This is a genomic window from Haloechinothrix halophila YIM 93223 (assembly GCF_000504245.1).
Classification (GTDB): Bacteria; Actinomycetota; Actinomycetes; order Mycobacteriales; family Pseudonocardiaceae; genus Haloechinothrix_A; species Haloechinothrix_A halophila.
Map to the genome: position 1 here is coordinate 880,500 of NZ_KI632509.1, position 18,484 is coordinate 898,983.

Annotated in this window: 19 protein-coding genes; 3 read left to right on the forward strand and 16 right to left on the reverse strand. The window is 67.2% G+C overall.

Translation table 11 applies throughout. The features are described from left to right. Positions 1-19 precede the first annotated feature (19 nt). Together AMYHA_RS27775 and AMYHA_RS04070 are read right to left on the reverse strand one after the other, a co-directional pair. Positions 20-2,206, reverse strand: a complete 2,187-nt coding sequence (locus AMYHA_RS27775; protein ID WP_231104616.1) for an NPCBM/NEW2 domain-containing protein — start codon at positions 2,204-2,206, stop codon at positions 20-22. Positions 2,207-2,345: 139 nt separating this feature from the next. Then, on the reverse strand, positions 2,346-3,038 hold the full coding sequence (locus tag AMYHA_RS04070) for a hypothetical protein (RefSeq protein WP_034268106.1): 693 nt from the start codon (positions 3,036-3,038) through the stop codon (positions 2,346-2,348). Between the two features lie 75 nt (positions 3,039-3,113). Between AMYHA_RS04070 and AMYHA_RS04075 the strand changes: the two genes are divergently transcribed. After that, a complete protein-coding gene (locus tag AMYHA_RS04075; RefSeq protein ID WP_034268109.1) occupies positions 3,114-4,400 on the forward strand; it encodes an adenylosuccinate synthase in 1,287 nt (428 codons plus the stop codon). Between the two features lie 107 nt (positions 4,401-4,507). On the opposite strand, the gene AMYHA_RS04080 is transcribed toward AMYHA_RS04075, so the two are convergent. The 5 genes from AMYHA_RS04080 to AMYHA_RS04100 form a co-directional block, all read right to left on the reverse strand. Further along, positions 4,508-4,810: a DUF1416 domain-containing protein gene (locus AMYHA_RS04080; RefSeq protein ID WP_034268112.1), complete on the reverse strand. Its 303-nt coding sequence runs from the start codon at positions 4,808-4,810 to the stop codon at positions 4,508-4,510. Further along, on the reverse strand, positions 4,810-5,646 hold the full coding sequence (locus tag AMYHA_RS04085) for a sulfurtransferase (RefSeq protein ID WP_034268115.1): 837 nt from the start codon (positions 5,644-5,646) through the stop codon (positions 4,810-4,812). Before AMYHA_RS04085 ends, AMYHA_RS04080 begins: the two co-directional genes overlap by 1 nt. A 39-nt stretch (positions 5,647-5,685) precedes the next feature. Beyond that, entirely contained in the window at positions 5,686-6,123 is a 438-nt protein-coding gene (locus AMYHA_RS04090) for a DUF4395 domain-containing protein (RefSeq protein WP_034268117.1), read from the reverse strand. Positions 6,124-6,424: 301 nt separating this feature from the next. After that, positions 6,425-6,859: a TlpA family protein disulfide reductase gene (locus tag AMYHA_RS04095; protein WP_034275738.1), complete on the reverse strand. Its 435-nt coding sequence runs from the start codon at positions 6,857-6,859 to the stop codon at positions 6,425-6,427. Positions 6,860-6,875: 16 nt separating this feature from the next. After that, on the reverse strand, positions 6,876-7,769 hold the full coding sequence (locus tag AMYHA_RS04100) for an LmeA family phospholipid-binding protein (protein ID WP_051399524.1): 894 nt from the start codon (positions 7,767-7,769) through the stop codon (positions 6,876-6,878). A 204-nt stretch (positions 7,770-7,973) separates the two neighbouring features. On the opposite strand from AMYHA_RS04100, the gene AMYHA_RS04105 reads away from it, so the two are divergent. Together AMYHA_RS04105 and mshD are read left to right on the forward strand one after the other, a co-directional pair. Next, the gene (locus AMYHA_RS04105; protein WP_084036795.1) at positions 7,974-8,747 is read left to right on the forward strand and encodes a winged helix-turn-helix transcriptional regulator; all 774 of its coding nucleotides are present in this window, start codon (positions 7,974-7,976) and stop codon (positions 8,745-8,747) included. Positions 8,748-8,889: 142 nt separating this feature from the next. Next, positions 8,890-9,837 carry a mycothiol synthase gene (gene mshD, locus AMYHA_RS04110; RefSeq protein ID WP_034268119.1) on the forward strand — a complete coding sequence of 316 codons (948 nt, stop codon included), beginning with the start codon at positions 8,890-8,892 and terminating at the stop codon, positions 9,835-9,837. 143 nt (positions 9,838-9,980) lie between these two features. Here the strand turns inward: mshD and pstB are convergent, their stop codons facing one another. From pstB to AMYHA_RS26815, 9 genes are all read right to left on the reverse strand, one after another. Continuing rightward, the gene (pstB, locus tag AMYHA_RS04115) at positions 9,981-10,760 is read right to left on the reverse strand and encodes a phosphate ABC transporter ATP-binding protein PstB (RefSeq protein WP_034268122.1); all 780 of its coding nucleotides are present in this window, start codon (positions 10,758-10,760) and stop codon (positions 9,981-9,983) included. Positions 10,761-10,786: 26 nt separating this feature from the next. Beyond that, complete coding sequence (gene pstA, locus AMYHA_RS04120; protein WP_034268123.1) at positions 10,787-11,866, reverse strand: phosphate ABC transporter permease PstA; 1,080 nt, start codon at positions 11,864-11,866, stop codon at positions 10,787-10,789. Continuing rightward, the gene (gene pstC, locus AMYHA_RS04125) at positions 11,866-12,792 is read right to left on the reverse strand and encodes a phosphate ABC transporter permease subunit PstC (RefSeq protein WP_231104617.1); all 927 of its coding nucleotides are present in this window, start codon (positions 12,790-12,792) and stop codon (positions 11,866-11,868) included. The genes pstA and pstC overlap by 1 nt, the downstream gene beginning before the upstream one ends. A gap of 130 nt (positions 12,793-12,922) precedes the next feature. Continuing rightward, positions 12,923-13,984 (reverse strand): phosphate ABC transporter substrate-binding protein PstS, encoded by a 1,062-nt coding sequence (gene pstS, locus AMYHA_RS04130; protein WP_407919868.1) that lies wholly within the window; start codon positions 13,982-13,984, stop codon positions 12,923-12,925. Between the two features lie 364 nt (positions 13,985-14,348). After that, positions 14,349-14,759, reverse strand: a complete 411-nt coding sequence (locus tag AMYHA_RS04135; RefSeq protein WP_034268129.1) for an arsenate reductase ArsC — start codon at positions 14,757-14,759, stop codon at positions 14,349-14,351. After that, positions 14,756-15,883, reverse strand: a complete 1,128-nt coding sequence (gene arsB, locus AMYHA_RS04140) for an ACR3 family arsenite efflux transporter (RefSeq protein WP_051399525.1) — start codon at positions 15,881-15,883, stop codon at positions 14,756-14,758. The genes AMYHA_RS04135 and arsB overlap by 4 nt, the downstream gene beginning before the upstream one ends. Beyond that, positions 15,880-16,239 (reverse strand): ArsR/SmtB family transcription factor, encoded by a 360-nt coding sequence (locus tag AMYHA_RS04145; protein ID WP_034268131.1) that lies wholly within the window; start codon positions 16,237-16,239, stop codon positions 15,880-15,882. The genes arsB and AMYHA_RS04145 overlap by 4 nt, the downstream gene beginning before the upstream one ends. Positions 16,240-16,340: 101 nt before the next feature. Continuing rightward, a complete protein-coding gene (gene phoU, locus AMYHA_RS04150) occupies positions 16,341-17,003 on the reverse strand; it encodes a phosphate signaling complex protein PhoU (protein ID WP_034268134.1) in 663 nt (220 codons plus the stop codon). Positions 17,004-17,082: 79 nt separating this feature from the next. After that, entirely contained in the window at positions 17,083-18,285 is a 1,203-nt protein-coding gene (locus tag AMYHA_RS26815; RefSeq protein WP_051399526.1) for an LCP family protein, read from the reverse strand. Positions 18,286-18,484: the final 199 nt, after the last annotated feature.

Genomic DNA, 18,484 nt, shown 5'->3' on the forward strand with positions numbered 1-18,484 from the left:
TACCCCAACCGCGTCTGGGTTAGAAGGCTGAGCAGTTCGGGCTGAACGCTTCGCCCGCGATCCGTTTTTCGAGAAACCCGAACATTTCGGCGTAGCTGACCAGGGCACCGGCGATGTGGCCAGGGGCCACGTTGCCGCTGAACCGCACGTCGGCCCCCTGATCACACCAGCGACGCGCGGTGCCGCGCCCGGCCTCGTAGGGCACCACGTCGTCGTACTTGCTGTGCGTCACCAGCGTCGGCACACTCGGCGTCCGCCCGTCGCCAAGCAACTGCTCGGACACCGGTCCCGCCCACGGCGACTCGGTGATGTACTCCCGCATCGGTCTGCCGTCGACGGTGAGTGACGACGTGTCCGTCAACGCGGTGGTCAGCACCGACTCGATGGTGCACTGTTCGGCGAGCTTGTCGAACCAGGCGCGGCCCTTCTCGTTGAGGATGTCGTCGAGGTTCGTCGGGTAGGCGGCGTCCAGGCCTTTGGCGGCGTACCCGAGGAAGGCGACGTAGAGGCTGCCGTCCAGCTGCTGCGCGACGATCTCGAGATCACCGGGAACGCCCCCGGCCGCCACGCCGATGATGCCGAGCTCGGGCGCGTAGGACGCCGCCAGTTCCGCGGCCGCTCCCGCGGCCTCGCCGCCCTGTGAGTACCCGGCGATCGCGATCGGCGCGGTCGGTGACAGTCCGGTGTCCGGGAGGTTCAGTGCTGCCCTCGCGGAATCGAGCACTGCCCTGCCGGTCGCCTCGCGGACCATGTAGGTGTGGGTGCCTGGCGTCCCGAGTCCCTGGTAGTCGGTCATCGCGACCGCGTAGCCCCGCAGGAGCAGACCGGTGATGAACGGGGCCTCGTACTCCGTGCCGACGGTGGTCTGCCGCGACGGGGCACATTGGTCGCCGAGGCCCTGCGTGCCCGCGGCGTAGGCCACGACCGGCCGTTCACCGGGGCCGTCCCACTCCGCGTTCGGCACGATCAGCTGGCCAGTCACCGCGATCGGATCCCCGCTGCGGTCGGTTGTGCGATACATCATCCGCGTCACCTCGGCGTCCACCTTCGTTAGCTTCAGCGGCGAGAGCCAGAACTCGGATGGTTCGCTGCGCACGATCGCGCCGTTCTCGGCGGGCAGCGTCTCCGGCGGGTTGTAGAAGGTGGTGCCGGGATACTCCTCGCACGTGAACCGGGCGTCACCCCAGTCGGCATGGTCCTGGCCGATGCCGTCCCCCGCGTCGTCGACCACGAGATCGACGAACTCCGCGCCCGCGATTCGCGCGTCGACCGTACGAGTAAAGGAGTAACCGGTCAGGCGGTCGGAGGCGTAAACCTGGTAACCGTCGGCGATGACCCGGAACCGCACCGAACCGTTGCCGCCGACTTCCTCGTCGATGCCGACCTTCGCGGTGAAGGTGTCGCACTTGCCGCCGGTGTAGAACCGCAGCCTGGAGTCGGCGTGCACCCCGAGCCCCTTGTCGAAGGTGTAGGAGTTGACGTGCAGGGTGGACCCGTCACCGGCTTCCTTCTCGCCGTTGGACATGTCCCGTTCGGCAGGTCCCCACCCGTTCTGGTGAGGGACGAAACCCAGGTCGCTGGCCCAGGCGTCGCTGGTGGGGGCGGTCAGGTCGCCGACAGGCTGGGCAGTGCCATCCCCTGAGCACAGGAACCGCGCGCCCGCCCAGTCCGCGTGGTCGTAGTCGATGGTGTCGCCGCCCTCGTTCACCACAAGGTCGACGTAGGACGCGCCGTCGATGTCGGCCTCGATCCGGGCGACGTCCGATGATCCCGTGAGTACCGGGCTCTGCGCCGCCGTTGCGCCGTCGGCGATGACGCTGAAGACGACCGACCCGGAGTACCACACCTCGTCATCGACGCCGATATCGGAGACGAAGGTCTCGCAGTTTCCGCCGAGGTGGTAGCGGATCACCGACCCGGCATGCACGCCGAGTCCCTTCGCGTAGCTGTTCCCGTCGACCGTGATGGTGGACCCGTCACCGGCATCTTTCTCGCCGTTGGACATGTCCCGTTCGACCGGCCCCCAACCGTTCTGCGCCGAGACCCAGTCGAGGTCGCTGGCGTAGACGTCCGTTGTCGGGGGTGCTGGTTCGCTCTCCGCGCCGCTCGCGGCACCCGTTGCTCCGACCGTAGACGCGGCGATCGCGGCTAACGTGACAAGGAGGACGGATAATCGCCGACGAACACCGAGTGCAGACTTCACCATATGGAAGGCCCTCACTTTCCGCTTGCAGGGTGACAGTGAGGTGAATGCTGGATGTCGGAGCGGAAGAGCGGAACTGTGCGTGTCCCCAGAGGTCGTCGTGCGGTCGTTGTCGCAGCGGACAGCTAGTGGGCCGAAAGGCTCAGCCGGGTCGTACCAGTAGCAGATCCTCGGTGTGGCGGTACCAGGTCCAGCGTTCCGTAGTGCGCTCGCGCGCCACGCCGTCCAGCACCGGCGTCATCGGCTCGCAGCCGATGGCGAACGCCCTGCCTCGCACGGTCGCGCGCTGCCTGCCGAACCGCCGGTATCGCAGCGTCACCGTCAGTCCGGCGCCGCAAGTGGTGTCCGGGTTAACGTCGATCCGGTACGCCCTCCCTCGCAGCACCACGTCGTCATCGCAGTAGGCGATGCCGTCGACACGGTGCAGGGTGCCGGTGCCGATCAGCACGCCGCCGACGTCGTCCCGGATCAGCGGCACGCCACGCGCCTGCCCGGTCGCCGCCAGCCGCAGCGCCTGCTCGGTGCCGGTCGGCAGCTCCCACAGCGCCGCGCAGGCCGACCGCTCCGTGGGCACGTAACCCACCCGGACGTCACCGAGTCGATCTCGCCGCAGCAGCCGCAACGCGACCGCCGCGAGGTCGGCGTCATCGCCAGCTACGATGACGTCCGCGCCAGGTCCGCTGGTCCGATCGGCGGCCTTGGCCAGCTCGGCGTCGACGTCCGACTTGCCAGGCCGGGTGGGAACGGGCACTATGCGATGCTGTTCCAGCCCCGCGTGCGCAAGGACGGCCGGTGAGATGATGCTCGTCCCACATGCGAGCACGATGCCACCCATGACGCTGACCTCCGTTACCCTCGTTGACCGGCCATCCGTTCGGGTGCGGCCAAAGCAGACAAACAGGAGTGTCACATGCCCGCCATCGTGCTGATCGGCGCCCAGTGGGGCGACGAAGGCAAAGGCAAGGCCACCGATCTGCTCAGCGACCGGGTGCAGTGGGTTGTGCGCTATCAGGGCGGCAACAACGCCGGTCACACCGTGGTGCTGCCCGATGGGCAGAACTTCGCGCTACACCTCATACCGTCTGGCATTCTCACGCCCGAGGTGACCAACGTCATCGGCAACGGTGTCGTCGTCGACCCCGGCGTGCTGCTCGACGAGCTGGCCGGGCTTGAGGCGCGTGACGTCGACACCGCTGGCCTGCTGATCTCGGCGGACGCGCACCTGATCATGCCGTACCACGTCGCCATCGACAAGGTGACCGAGCGCTACCTCGGCTCCCGCAAGATCGGTACCACCGGGCGCGGCATCGGGCCGTGCTACATGGACAAGGTCGCCCGCGTCGGCGTCCGGGTGCAGGACCTGCTCGACGAGAAGATCTTCCGGCAGAAGGTCGAGGCCGCCCTGGAATTCAAGAACCAGGTGCTGGTCAAGGTTTACAACCGCAAGGCGCTCGACGCGGACCAGGTCGCCGACGAGGTGCTGGAAACGGGCGAAAAGTTCGCGCACCGCATCGCGGATACCCGCCTTGAGCTGAACAAGGCGCTGGAACGTGGCGAGACGGTGCTGCTCGAGGGCTCGCAGGGCACGCTGCTCGACGTCGACCACGGCACCTACCCGTTCGTGACGTCGTCGAACCCGACGTCGGGCGGTGCGAGCGCTGGTTCCGGCATCGGGCCGGGCCGCATCACCACGGTGCTCGGCATCCTCAAGGCGTACACCACGCGCGTCGGGTCTGGGCCGTTCCCGACCGAGCTGCACGACCAGATGGGCGATTACCTGCGCAAGGCTGGCGGTGAGATCGGCGTGACCACCGGCCGCGACCGGCGTATCGGCTGGTTCGACGCCGTGATCGCCCGCTACGCCGCCCGCGTCAACGGCATCACGGACTTCTTCCTCACCAAGCTCGACGTCCTCTCCGGACTGGAGCGCGTGCCGGTGTGCGTGGCCTACGAGGTCGACGGCTTCCGCAACGAGGACATGCCGATGACGCAGACCGACGTCCACCACGCCGTGCCGATCTACGAGGAGTTGCCCGGCTGGTGGGAGGACATCAGCGACTGCAAGACGTTCGAGGACCTGCCGCCGAACGCGCGGGCGTACGTCGAGCGGCTTGAGGAGCTGGCTGGCGCGCGGATCTCCGCGATCGGCGTCGGGCCGGGCCGCGAGCAGACCATCGTGCGGCACGAGTTCGCCTGAGCGACCGAGCGTCATTCACCGCACACACGACAGCGGGGCACTCCGAGATCGGAGTGCCCCGCTGCGTTTCCAGTGTTGCCCGAAGGCCGCCCGTTGAGCGGACGTCGTCAGATGCTGATCGGCACCTCGTACAGGCCCGGCTCGCCAGTGGTCACCGACGCCTCGCCGTTGCCAGCGGCGTGCAGCGCACGGACGGTCCAGTCGCCCGCCGCCGCGTAGAACCGGAAGTCACCCTCCGGCGATGCCTGCACCTCGCCGACGAACTCGCCGTCGCCGTTGAGCAGCCGCACGTAGGCGCCGCCGACCGGCCCGTCGCTGCCGGTCACCTTGCCAGTGACGACGACCTGGCCGTTGGTGTCCAGGCTCGCCGGGGTGGCCGTCTGCGCAGGTGCGCCGCAACCGTCACTCATCACTTCGCTCCCAACTCGATCGGCACGCCGACAAGCGAGCCGTACTCGGTCCATGAACCGTCGTAGTTCTTGACGTCTTCCAGCCCAAGCAGCTCCCGGAGCGCGAACCAGGTGTGGCTGGAACGCTCCCCGATGCGGCAGTAGGCGATGGTCGGCTTCGAGGTGTCGAGGCCGGCCTCCTGGTAAAGCTCCTTGAGCTCGTCGTTGGACTTGAAGGTGCCGTCCTCGTTGGCGGTGGACGCCCACGGCACGTTCAGCGCGCTCGGGATGTGACCGGAGCGCTGCGCGGACTCCTGCGGCAGGTGCGCGGGCGCGTTCAGCTTGCCGGAGAACTCGTCGGGCGAGCGGACGTCGACGAGGTTCTTGGTGTTGATGGCCTCGACGACCTCGTCGCGGAACGCCCGCAGCTTGGGGTCCTGCTCCTTGGCGACGTAGCTGGTCTGCTTGCGGTCAGGCACCTCGTCGGTCAGCTCGCGGCCGTCCAGCTCCCACTTCTTGCGGCCACCGTCGAGCAGCTTGACGTTCTCGTGGCCGTAGAGCTTGAAGTACCAGTAGGCGTAGGCGGCGAACCAGTTGTTGTTGCCGCCGTAGAGCACGACCGTGTCGTCGTTGCTGATGCCCTTCTCGGAGAGCAGCTTCTCGAACCCGGCCTTGTCGACGAAGTCGCGGCGGACCTGGTCCTGCAGCTCGGTCTTCCAGTCGATCCGCACGGCGTTGCGGATGTGTCCGCCTTCGTATGCGGTGGTGTCCTCGTCCACCTCGACGAAGACCACACCGGGGGTGTCGAGGTTGTCCTCGGCCCACTGGGTGGTCACCAGGACGTCTTCGCGACTCATGTCAGCGGCACTCTCTTTCTTGTCGTTGCGTTGGTTGTTTTACGTTTGGGCCTGTGTCCCCGGGGCGAACCGGCGCAGCAGCAGGTAGGTCTCGCAGCCGAGGCAGAAGTCGAACGCGGCGTTGAGGAACGCGGCGAACAGCGCGAACCCGGTCGCGATCGCGCCAAGCAACACGATGTCGGCCGCGTAGCCGATGGTGCCTGCCAGCGCGAACACGAAGCCGACCCCCTGGGCGAACCGCACCGGCGCCGCCGCTTCCCGCTCAGCCGTCGGCCCGAGCTTGGGCGCGACGAACGAGCGGTACAGCACGGCGTACGGGGCATAGCGTAGCCCGATGAACGCCCCGATGCCGAAGACGATCGTTTGCGCGGCGAGCAGCGGCCACCACGACGTGAGCAGCACGATGGCGAGCACGACCGTGGTGATGATCGCGGCGAAGCGCGGACCTCGGGGGTCGACTGGTTGGCCTGCTGACATGATCGTCTCCGGTGAACTGGTGCGCGTTAGGCTTCGTGCGTTCGCGGTCGCAGGCGTAAACGCCAGCGGCTCAGCTCGTGAGCGAGGGACACAGGGCGCTGCGCACGCGGCACAGGTCGACCGCGCGACGCTCGGTGAGCAGGCGCAGGGTCAGCCGGTCCGTGTGTCGCTGGTTCACGCGAGAGACATTACCGGCGCATTCCTCTTCGTGGGAGGGGCGTCCACGGAATGGAACACGATAGTCGGAGTCCATGTGGTGTAGTAGGCGGCACGGCCGCCATCGCTACCGTGCGTGGCTGGCTCAGGCGGGGGCCAGGTGGGGCCGCAGCGAGTCGAGCAGGGTGTCCGCGTCCGGCACACCACCCACCCGGAGTAGCTCGGTCCCGTCGGGGTCGTAGGCGATGGTCGTCGGCGTCCGCAGCACGCCGAGCTGGTGAGCGATGTCCGGTTCGTGCGTGACGTCGAGGTCGACGTGGCGCAGGCCGTCGTTGTTCTCGGCGAGCATCGCCAGCCTGGCGTGGGTGTGGCGGCACGGGCTGCAGAATGTGGTGGAGATCTGCACGAGCGTGACGGCGGGTCCGAGTGCGTCGGCGACCCGGTCCGGCAGGTGTGACGGGTCCGCGTCGATGTCCTTACCGGGGCGTGGTGGCCGGATCTTGCCCTCGCGCAGCCGCAGGGCGATGCCGACCGCGAGCCCCGCGGCCAGCGCGCCGAGCAGGATCCACAGCCCCGTCAGGCCCATCGCGCGCTCCCTAATTGAGTGACGTCAGCCCAGCGCCGTCGGCGAAGGTGACGTTGTTGGCCTTCCCTTGCACGATAACCGCACCTTGCTGGACGGCCACCCCGCTCGGCCGGACGTTGAACGGCAGGCTTCCTGGGCTGATGGTGGTCCTGAACTGCGGCAACAGGTTCTGTCGCACCATCGGCGGCACGACCGTGGTGCCGTTTTGGTGGCCGATCTCAAGCCGGCGCGGGTCGACGGCGACCGATGTGTCGGTCAGCGTGAGGATGGCGTAGGCCACGATCTCGGTGTCCGAGCCCGCGATGCGGGTCGACGCCGCGAGCCGGATGCCTGCCGTCGACGGGAAGTCGTCCATCGCGTCGCGGCGCTTGTCCAGGTCCTTGACGCTGACCTTGTCCTTGTTGTCGCCGGACTTGACGTAGTCCTCCGCCGCTGGCTCGATGTCCAGGTTCGGCAGCTTGATCAGCCGACCGATGTCGCGCTGCCTGATCTTGACGATCCCCTCGAGCTCACCGATCTCGATCGCGTCGGTGTTGCCCGCCAGGACGTCGTTCAGCGGCGCGGTGACGTCGCGCAGCTCCGCCATCAGGTGCAGGTTGCGCAAGGTGTCTTGCACGGCGACGCCATCCGCCGAGAGGGTGATGTGCTCATAATCACCGCTGAGCGCCTGCGTGGTGAACGGGAAGCCGTGGATGGTGACCGCGGGATCGTCTTTGAGGTTGAGCTGCTTGCGGGTCTGTTGCGAGACCTGGTGCTCGGCGACGGCCGCGAAACCGAAGTCGGCCGCGGCCAGGAGCCCACCGAGGATGACCAGGAAAACGAGCAGTTTCGTACCCGTGCGCCGGGGGCGTTTCCTCGCGGATACGGCGTCGGATCGGGCACCGTCTCGCACGGCGTTCTTCACTCGCTCTCCCTCTGCTCACTTGCGTGCTTCGCTGGGCCCTCCCCCGTGCGCACCACCGGTGCGCGCTCAGCCTTTTCTGTGATGCAGCTTGCTTGCTGGGTGTGTTCTGGCTGGTCACCCGTTATTCTCTACGAAACCGGTGCTCGGGGGCAGGTCCCGAGAGAGTATGTCCGGTGGAAGCCATCGAGATTAGGCGGTGCGGCGATGAGTATGGAACTACTCGTTCTCACAACTGAGTCCGACGCGTCATCCGTACTGCCTGCCCTCGCGCTGCTTCCCCACTCGGTGCGGGTTCGCACGCCCGAGGTTACCGCGTTGCTCGACGCGGGTCACCGAGACGTGATCGTGGTCGACGCCCGGCAGGACCTGGCGTCCGCGAAGAGTCTGTGCCGCCTGCTCACCAGTGCCAGCGACGACGACGCCGTGCCGGTGATCGCCGTCGTCTCCGAGGGCGGGCTGGTCGCGGTCACCGCCGAGTGGCGCATCGACGACATCATGCTGCCCGCCGCCGGCCCCGCCGAGGTCGATGCCCGGCTGCGGCTGGCGACCACCCGCGAGGGTGCCCCGTCGCAGGCCGACGCCGAGCTGCGCGTCGGCGACCTCGTCATCGACGAGGCCACCTACACCGCCAAGCTGCGCAAGCGCACCCTTGAGCTGACCTACAAGGAGTTCGAGCTGCTCAAGTACCTCGCGCAGCATGCTGGCCGGGTGTTCACCAGGGCGCAGCTGCTGCAGGAGGTCTGGGGCTACGACTTCTTCGGCGGTACCCGCACCGTCGACGTCCACGTGCGGCGGCTGCGCGCCAAGCTCGGCCCCGAGCACGAGCAGATGATCGGCACCGTCCGCAACGTTGGCTACAAGTTCGAGCGGCCCGCCAAGTCCGCACAGCAGCCGCAGCGCCAGGAAGAGGCCGTCCGCGGCACCGCACGGCGCGAGGACCGTTTCGACGCCGCCCTGCGCTCGCTGACGTCGCGGTAGCCTCTCGCATCCGCCGACGCTGTGTCCTGCGTTCCGGACGCTGTGTCCCGCGTTCCCGACGTTGTGTCCCGCGTTCCCGACGTTGTGTCCCGCGTTCCGGACACACCCGCAGCTGTAGCTGCCCGGCGGTAGCGTGGGTGCCGTGCTTACTCCCCACTGGTTCGACACCCTCGACGACGCCCGAACCGAAGACGTCCGTGCGCTGCTACTCGCCGCGCGCGCGGCGGACGGCTGGCCCTCGATCACCACGACGGGACCGCTGCCCGGCGAGTTCGCCGGAGGACGGCACCTGCTTGGCTACCTCGATGACGGGCTGATCGGCTACGCGCACCTCGACACCGATGGCGACGCCTTCGGACGACAGGTCATCGAGCTGATCGTGCACCCGGAGCACCGCAACCGAGGTCACGGCTCCGCGTTGTTCGACGTCGTGCTCGATGCGGTGCGCGCTGCTGGCGGCAGCACTGTGCGGGTGTGGTCACACGCCGACCACCCAGATGCCGCGAAGCTCGCTGACCGGGCGGGCTGTACGCGGGTCCGTGAGCTGCTCATCATGAGCGCCGCCGCGTCAGACTTGCGGCTGACCGACCCGGTGCTGCCTGACGGTGTGCGGCTCAGGACGTTCCGGCCCGGCCAGGACGAGCAAGCCGTCATCGACGTCAATGCCCGCGCGTTCGTCTGGCATCCGGAGCAGGGTGCGATGACCGTCGAGGACCTCGTCGCCGCCGAGCGGGAAAACTGGTTCGACGCGAACGGGTTCTTCCTCGCGGAGCGTGCCGGGGACGCGGCGGTCGACGCTGCCGCGAGCTCGGACGTCGCCCTGCTCGGCTTCCACTGGACCAAGGTGCATCCGCCCGGCCCGGAGCCGGGGTCGGAACCCGTCGGCGAGGTGTACGTCGTTGGGGTCGACCCGGCCGCGCAGGGCAGCGGCGTCGGCACGGCGCTCACGATCGCGGGCCTCGTCTACCTGCGCGAACAAGGCCTGCCGACGGTGATCCTCTACGTCGAGGGCGACAACCCCGCCGCGATCGCCGTCTATCGCAAGCTCGGCTTCGACACCGAGTCCACCGCCGTGCAGTACGAGCGTTGATCAACTATCCGCGCGCTGTGACCAACGACATCGGACGAACCGGACACGAAGTGGTCACAGCGCGCGGCAAGTAGATCAACTTCGCGGGCCTAGGTGCGACTCGCGGCAAATATGGTGCGACTCGCGGCGCCCGGTGCCCGCGTTTAGCCGAAGCGGCCGGAGATGTAGTCCTCTGTCGCCTGGTTACTCGGGGTGGAGAAGATCTTCGTGGTGTCGTCGATCTCGACCAGCTGCCCCGGCTGGCCGACGCCCTGCAGGTTGAAGAACCCCGTCGTGTCGCTGACCCGGGCGGCCTGCTGCATGTTGTGGGTGACGATGACGATCGTGTACTCGGTCTTCAGCTCGTTGATCAGGTCCTCGATCGCCTGGGTAGAGATCGGGTCGAGCGCCGAACAGGGCTCGTCCATCAGCAGCACGTCCGGCTGCACCGCGATGGCGCGCGCGATACACAGCCGCTGCTGCTGCCCGCCTGACAGCCCCGAACCGGGCTTGTTCAGCCGATCCTTGACCTCGCTCCACAGGTTCGCCGCCCGCAGCGAGCGCTCGACCAACGCGTCGAGGTCGCTCTTGCTGATGCGGGCGTTGTTGAGCCGCAGGCCCGCCGCGACGTTGTCGTAGATCGACATCGTGGGGAACGGGTTCGGCCGCTGGAAGACCATGCCGATCTGCCTGCGTACGCCGACCGGGTCGACGTTCGGACCGTAGAGGTCCTGGTCGTCCATGACGACGGTGCCCTCGACCCGCGCGTGGGGCACCAGCTCATGCATCCGGTTCAGCGAGCGCAGGAACGTCGACTTGCCGCAGCCGGACGGCCCGATGAGCGCGGTGACCGACCTCGGCTCGATCGTCATCGACACGCCTTGCACGGCGAGGAATTTGTCGTAGTAGATGTCGAGGTCTTTGACCTCGATGCGCTTGGCCACTGTGCTTCCTTCTCCGGTCGTGCCGCTCAGCTGCGGGTCTTGGGGGCGAACAGTCGTGAGATGAGGCGGGCAGCGAGATTGAGCACCATCACAATGATGATGAGGACGAGCGCGGCTGTCCATGCTCGCTCCAGCGATGGCTCCGGTGGGATGCCTGGGTTGACGTACTCGTAGTAGGAAAACACCGGCAGCGTCGCCATTCTCCCGTCGAACGGATTGAAGTTGGTGCCCGTGGTGATACCGAGTGTGATCAGCAGTGGTGCGGTTTCGCCGATGATCCGGGCGATGGCCAGCGTGACGCCGGTGGCGATCCCGGCCAGTGCGGTCGGCAGCACTACCTTGATGATCATCCGCCACTTCGGAACCGCCAGCGCATAGGCGGCTTCGCGTAGCTCGTTGGGTACGAGTTTGAGCATCTCCTCTGTGGAGCGCACCACCACCGGAATCATCAGCACGCTCAGTGCGATGGCACCCATGATACCCAGCCGAACGCCCGGCCCGAAAAAGAGCGCGAACAGGGCGAACGCGAACAAGCCGGCGACGATCGACGGGATGCCGGTCATGACGTCGACGAAGAACGTGATGGCGCGGGCGAGCTTTCCGCGTCCGTACTCGACGAGGTAGATGGCGGTGAGCATGCCGATAGGCACCGAGATCAGGGCGGCGAGACCGGTGATGATCAGTGTGCCGATGATCGCGTGGTACGCGCCGCCGCCCGCACCGACGACGCCCTGCATCGAGTGGGTGAAGAATTCGATGTCGAATCGCGCGGCCCCTCGGCTGATCACGGTGACGATCACCGAGACCAGCGGTAACAGCGCGAGCAGGAACGTCGCCATCACCGCGGTGGTGACGACCCGGTCCTTCGCCTTGCGCGCGCCCTCGATCGGCCGCGACCACGAGTAGATCGCGACGCCGTAGAGCAGGACGACCAGAACAGCGGCCAGTCCGATGCCGATGCCAGCGCCGACGAGCGCGAGGCCGGCGAGTACAGCCGTGGCCAGGGTGGCGTGCGGTGCCCAGCGCGGCAGCGTCTGATGCACCAGCGGTATCCCGCCGATCGGGGATTCCAGGTCGATGTCGCGTTCCGGGGTTGATGTCGGCATCAGTTGGCTCCCGAGAACTCTCGGCGGCGGTTGATGATGGTGCGGGCGAGCATGTTCACGCCGAGCGTGACGGCGAACAGCACCAGGCCGGACGCGATGAGCGCGTTGATGTCGAGCCCGGTCGATTCCGGGAACTTCAACGCGATGTTGGCGGCGATGGTGGATGGGTTACCCGAGCTGATCAGGTTGAAGGTCACCCCGCCCGAGACCGAAAGGACGATCGCGACGGCCATGGTTTCGCCGAGTGCGCGGCCGAGCCCGAGCATCGACGCGCCGATGATCGCCGAGCGACCGAACGGCAGCACAGCCATGCGCAGCATTTCCCATCGGGTCGCGCCGATCGCGAGCGCCGCTTCCTCATGCAACCGTGGTGTCTGCCGGAACGCCTCGCGGACAACGGCCGAGATGATCGGCAGGATCATGACCGCGAGGACCATCACCGCGACAAGCATGGTGCGGCCGGTCGCCGATGGTGGCCCCTCGAACAGCGGAATGAAGCCGAGATACTCGGTGAGCCAGGTCGTTGGCCCCAGCGTGGCGGGCGCGAGCACGAAGAAGCCCCACAGGCCATAGATGATGCTGGGAATGGCCGCGAGCAGGTCGATCATGTAGCCAAGCGCCTGCGAGAGCCTGCGCGGCGCGTAATGGGTGATGAACAGTGCGATGCTCACGGCGAGTGGTGCGGCGATGAGCAGCGCGAAGAACGCCGACAGCAGCGTACCGAACAGTAGTGGCCAGATGTAGAGGACGAGACCCTCGCCGCCGGGGATCTCGTCGGCCGGGGCGATGATCGCCGGCCATGCTTCGATGAGCAGGAACGCCGCGACGCCTCCCAGCACGGTCAGGATGAGCACTCCCGCGCCGGTGGAGAGGCCGGCGAAGATCCGGTCGCCCGGCCGTTGCCGCACCTTGGTGCGTGGCCGCACAGGTTGTTCAGTGGCCGGCACTGTCCGTCCCTTCGTGGTGTTGGGATTTACCGTAGAACGCGCCAACGGTGGTCATGGGACGGGCGGCCGTCGGTGTGACGGCCGCCCGGTGTGCATGAGCACTGGCGAGTCAGGACTGGCCCCCGCCGGAGATGGCGTCGATGGCCGGGTTGAGCTGCTCCCGCAGGGAGTCCGAGATCGGGGCGGAACCCGCGTTGTCTGCCGCTGTTTGCTGGCCTTCCTCGCTGACCACGTAGGACAGGTAGGACTTCACCAGTTCGGCCTTCTCGGCGTCGTCGTACTGTGCACAGGCGAGACCGTAGGAGACCAGCACGATCGGGTAGGTGCCCTCCTTCTCGCGCTCCAGGTCGTAGGCGAAGCTGCTTTCACCCCGGCCCTCGACGGGCTCCGAAGCGTCGAGCACCGCGGCGGCGGCTTCCGGCGAGTACTCGACGAACTCTCCGCCGACGCCGACCTTCGCGGTACCGAGGCTGCCTGCCTGGCTGGCGTCGGCGTACCCGATGGTGCCGTTACCGTTCCTGACGGCTTGCACGACCCCAGAGGTGCCCTGCGCGGCCTCGCCGCCCGCGACTGGCCAGTTGCCGCTGACCTCGTGCGGCCACGCATCACCGGTCGTCTCGGAGAGGTACTCGACGAAGTTCTCGGTGGTGCCGGACTCGTCGGAGCGGTTCACCGGGGTGATCTTCAGATCGGGCAGATCGGTGTCCGGGTTGTCCGCCTTGATCTCCGGGTCGTTCCACTTGGTGATCTTCTGGTTGAAGATCTTGGCGATGGTTTCGGGCCGGAGATTGAGTTCGTCCACGCCATCGAGGTTGAACACCACCGCGACCGGGGAGACATACACCGGGATCTCGACGACCTCGCCGCAGCGCTTCGTGGCATCCGCGAGCTCCGTGTCGTCGAGGTAGGCGTCGGTGCCACCGAAGTCGGTGCCGCCCGCGATGAACTGCTCGCGGCCACCGCCGGAGCCGATCGGGTCGTAGTTGATCGTGACGTCAGGGTTCTCGCTGGTAAAGCCAGCGATCCATGCCTGCTGGGCCGCTTCCTGGGAGCTGGCACCCGCGCCATTGATCGTGCCGGACAAGCCCTCGCCGCCACCGTTGCTGCTGGTCTGTTCGTTCGCTGCGCCACATGCCGCCAGCCCGAGGGCGAGCGCGGTCGCAGCCGGCATCGCGACGATGCGGCTCAGGGTGGAGCGATTCACAATAAACCTCTTTCGGGGTATTGCGGTCGGGAAAACCGACTCATGTGCGTTCACGCAGCAGGACGTTAAGCAGGTGACATGACACGGTAGGGCTATGTAGGTAAACGCAAAGCGAACGACGAGCGTCGGGCGGGAGTCATCACGTCGACGTCATGTGGAAGTTACCAGGTGTTGGCTTTGATTGTGAGACCGCTAACAATTTGTCATCGCTCAATGGAATGGTTTATCCACGCGCAGTGATAACGCTGTGCGACGAAAAACACCCGGCCATCCGCCAAAGATAGCCGGGTGCTGACAGATTTGTCAGTTTTCGATTCTGCTGCGCTGCGAGTTAACTGCCGGTGTTCACGAGTTCGCCGAGCAGATCACGGACGCGGGTGTCGATGTCGTCGCGGATTCGGCGCACGGTGTCGACGTCCTGGCCCGCGGGGTCGTCGAGCTGCCAGTCGAGGTAGCGCTTGCCGGGGAAGACGGGGCACGCGTCGCCACACCCCATGGTGATGACGACGTCGGATGCCTCGACCGCGTCGGTGGTCAGTGGCTTGGGGAACGCCGTGGACAAGTCGAGGCCGAGTTCGGCCATGACCTCGATGACCGCGGGGTTGACGCTGTCGGCGGGTGCGGAGCCCGCGGAGCGGACGAGCACGCGACCGTCGGCGTGGTGGTCGAGCAGGGCCGCCGCCATCTGGGATCGGCCCGCGTTATGCACGCAGACGAACAACACTTCGGGGACGTCGGTCACGGTGCTTCCTCTACTCGTTCTGGCACTCGGGCGGGTTCAGGGGAGGGTGCCGTCTGGAAGCGACGGCGCAGCGCCAGCGAGACGTAGACCAGTGCGACCAGTACGGGTACCTCGATCAGCGGGCCGACGACCCCGGCGAGGGCTTGGCCGCTGGTTGCGCCGAAGGTCGCGATGGCGACCGCGATGGCCAGCTCGAAGTTGTTACCCGCCGCGGTGAACGCGAGCGTCGTGGTGCGTTCGTAGTTCAGTCCCGCCGCCTTGCCGAGGGCGTACGAACCCGCCCACATGATCGCGAAGTAGGCCAGCAGCGGTAGCGCGATGCGGGCGACGTCGAACGGCTGGCTGGTGACCTGCTCGCCTTGCAGGGCGAACAGCACCACGATGGTGAACAACAGCCCGTACAGCGCGGTCGGGCCGATCCTTGGCAGGAAGGTGTTTTCGTACCAGGCGCGCCCCTTGGTCCGTTCGCCGATGCGACGGGAGAGGTAGCCGGCGAGCAGCGGGATGCCGAGGAAAATCAGCACGCTCTTGGCGATCTGCCAGCCCGAGACGGCCAGGTCCGTTGTGGGCAGACCGAGCCAGCCGGGCAGCACCATCAGGTAGAACCAGCCCAGCGCGCCGAAGGCGATGACCTGGAAGATGGAGTTCAGTGCGACCAGCACGGCGGCCGCTTCCCGGTCGCCGCGGGCGAGGTCGTTCCAGATGATCACCATGGCGATGCAGCGGGCGAGGCCGACGATGATCAGGCCGGTGCGGTATTCGGGCAGATCGGGCAACAGCAGCCAGGCCAGCGCGAACATCAGCGCCGGGCCGAGGACCCAGTTCAGCACCAGCGAGGACCACAGCAGTGTGCGGTCGCTGGTGACCGAATCGAGCCGGTCGTAGCGGACCTTGGCCAGCACCGGGTACATCATCACGAGTAGGCCGAGCGCGATAGGCAGCGAGATGCCGTCGATGCTGAAGGCGTTGAGCGCGGCGTCGAAGCCCGGGATCCAGCGCCCGGCCAGCAGTCCGGCGACGATCGCGGCGCCGATCCACAGCGGCAGGAAGCGGTCGAGTGTGGACAGTTTGGCGACGACGCTCTCGGGGTCTGCGTGCGCGGTGTCCGCCGCCGGGGTGCTCATGCCGTGACCACCGGCGTCGCGTCGCCCACCAGCGCCGTGGAAAGGCGCCGCAGCGCGTCGAGGTCCGCCCGGTAGTACACCCAGGTGCCGCGCCGCTCGCTCGTCACCAGTCCGACCTGGCGCAGCACCTTGAGGTGGTGCGAGATCGTGGGTTGGCTGAGCTCGAACGCACCCGAGAGGTCGCACACGCAGACCTCGCCGCCCGCGTGGGACGCGATCAGCGACAGCAGCCGTAGCCGCACCGGGTCGGCCAGTGCTTTGACCGTGCGGGCCAGGTCGGTGGCCTGCTCCTGGGTCAGGGGCTCCGCGATCAGCGGCGGAGAGCAGGATTCGGTAGTCTCCGATTGATTCGACACATGTCTATATTGACAGCCGTCGATACTGAGTACAATGGACCCCGGAGTGACGGCGATCTCATGACGGCTCGGCCCAGTCGTACCTGGCGATGCGAGCGCGGTCAGATCTCGTCGGAGTTGTACCCCGGCATCTTCCCGGTGGCGACGAAGACCATCCGGTTCGCGACGGACACGGCGTGATCGCCGTAGCGCTCGTAGAACCGGCCGAGCAGCGTGGTGTCGACGGCCGCCGCGACGCCGTGCTGCCAGTTCTTGTCCATGATCACCGTGAACAGGTGGCGGTGGATGTCGTCCATCTCGTCATCCGCGATGTCGAGCGAACGGGCGGCGTCGACGTCGCGGGTGTGGATGACGTCCTCGGCCTGCCTGGCGAGCCGGACAGCGAGCTTGCCCATCTCGGAGAAGTACGGCGCGACCTCTTCAGGCAGCACCGGCTCTGGGTGTCGCCTGCGGGCCGCGCGCGCGACGTGCAGCGCGAGGTCACCCATCCGTTCGAGACTCTCCGCGGCGTGAATCGCGGCGAGCACCGTGCGCAGGTCCGTCGCGACGGGCGCCTGCAGGGCGAGCAGCGCGTACGCCTGCTCCTCACAGCGGGCACGGGCATCATCGATCTTCTGATCGTCGGTGATGACCTGTTCGGCCAGCGGCAGGTTGGTCTCGAGCAGCGATGTCGTGGCGCGTTCCATCGCCACCGCGGCCATGCCGCACATCTCGGCCAGCTTGTCCGCCAGCCGTTCCAGCTCTACGTGATATGCCTCGCGCATGGGTTCACTGTACGTCGGTCGTGTCTACCGTGCCGTAGCGGTGAGATGAACCGATGGTGAATCAGGGGCGCGGGTGGGCTCAGGGATTGCCCGTTTGCTGTTGCAACGTGCTGTCGTCGGCACGTGCCGTGGTTTCCGGACCGCCGTTGCCCTGCTGCTGCTCCGGTTCCTCTCCCGGCAGCGGGGTGTCGTTGATCAGCGCTTGGAAGATCATGTCGGCGCCTTCCTGCATCAGCACCTCGTTTCCCCGTTCATTGGCGTAGCCGGTGGTCGGCAGGGTCAAGAACGAGATGGTGCCGGTGTTGAGGCCCTTCATCGACTGCGCGAGCGTGAGCATCTGGTCGACGCCGATGTTCTCGCCGACCGTCGCATTGGCGAAGGCGTTGACGAAGCCGGTCAGCTTGCCCGGGTTCATCAACACGTCCTGGGACATCGCCTTGCGTAGCAGCGCGCCGATGAACTGCTGCTGGCGCTGCATTCGCCCGTAGTCGGATGTCGGGTCGCCCTGCACCTTCCTGGCGCGCACGAACTGCAGCGCCTTGTCGCCATGCAGCGGTAGGGGGCCGGCCTTGGTCGCGATCGTGCCGAGTTCGCCGTCGATGATGGGGCCTTCTGCCTTGACCGTGACGCCGCCGACCGCGTCGACCATGTGCTTGAAGCCCTGGAAGTCGATGCTGACGAAGTGGTTCATCCGCATCCCGCTGAGCTGCTGGACCAGTTTGGTGACGCAGCGCGGGCCACCGACGGCGTAGGCCGTGTTGAGCTTGACCGGGTGTGCTTCCGGCACGACCTCGTCGGTGTACTCACGGGTGTTCGGGTCCCAGCGATTGCACGCGGGGCGAGTGACTTCGAGGTCACGCGGGAACGACACGACGACGGCGCGGCCCCGGTCCTTGGGGACGTGCGCCAGCAGCACCGCGTCCGACCTAGCGCCTTGCACACCGGGCACTTCCTGCGCCGCCCCCGCCCTGGTGTCTGACCCGACGATGAGGAAATTCTCGTCGCCGAGCTGGGCTGGCGCGTCCTTGATGTCGGCCGAGTTGACGTCGAGCGCCGCGACCTGATCGAACTTCGAGTTGTACCAAGTCTTCATGCCCCAGGCGCCGCCCGTTGCGACGAAGACGAGCGTCGCGAGTAGACCGACGGCAGCTTTGGTGAGCTGGACCGACCGCTTGTCGAGGCGCACACGTTTCTCCCGCAGCCGGGTGGCGGGCTTCTCCTCGTCGTCGTAGCGAACCTTGACCTGTTTCGACGCCGCGGTGTCCGCTTCGACGGCGGGCATCTGCTCGGTCTCCGCGTTGCGCCATTCCCGTGTGTTGACGCCCCCGCGCGCATTGTTGGAGCCCGCGAGCGCGGCGGCGATGGGGCGCTCGCGCTGCCGATGCGGTGGTGGCGGACCAGAATCCGGTGGGGTTCGCGGGCCGGGGCCGGACGGTTCTTGCGGTGGCTGCGGACGCTCTCGCGTGACATCTCGCGGTGGC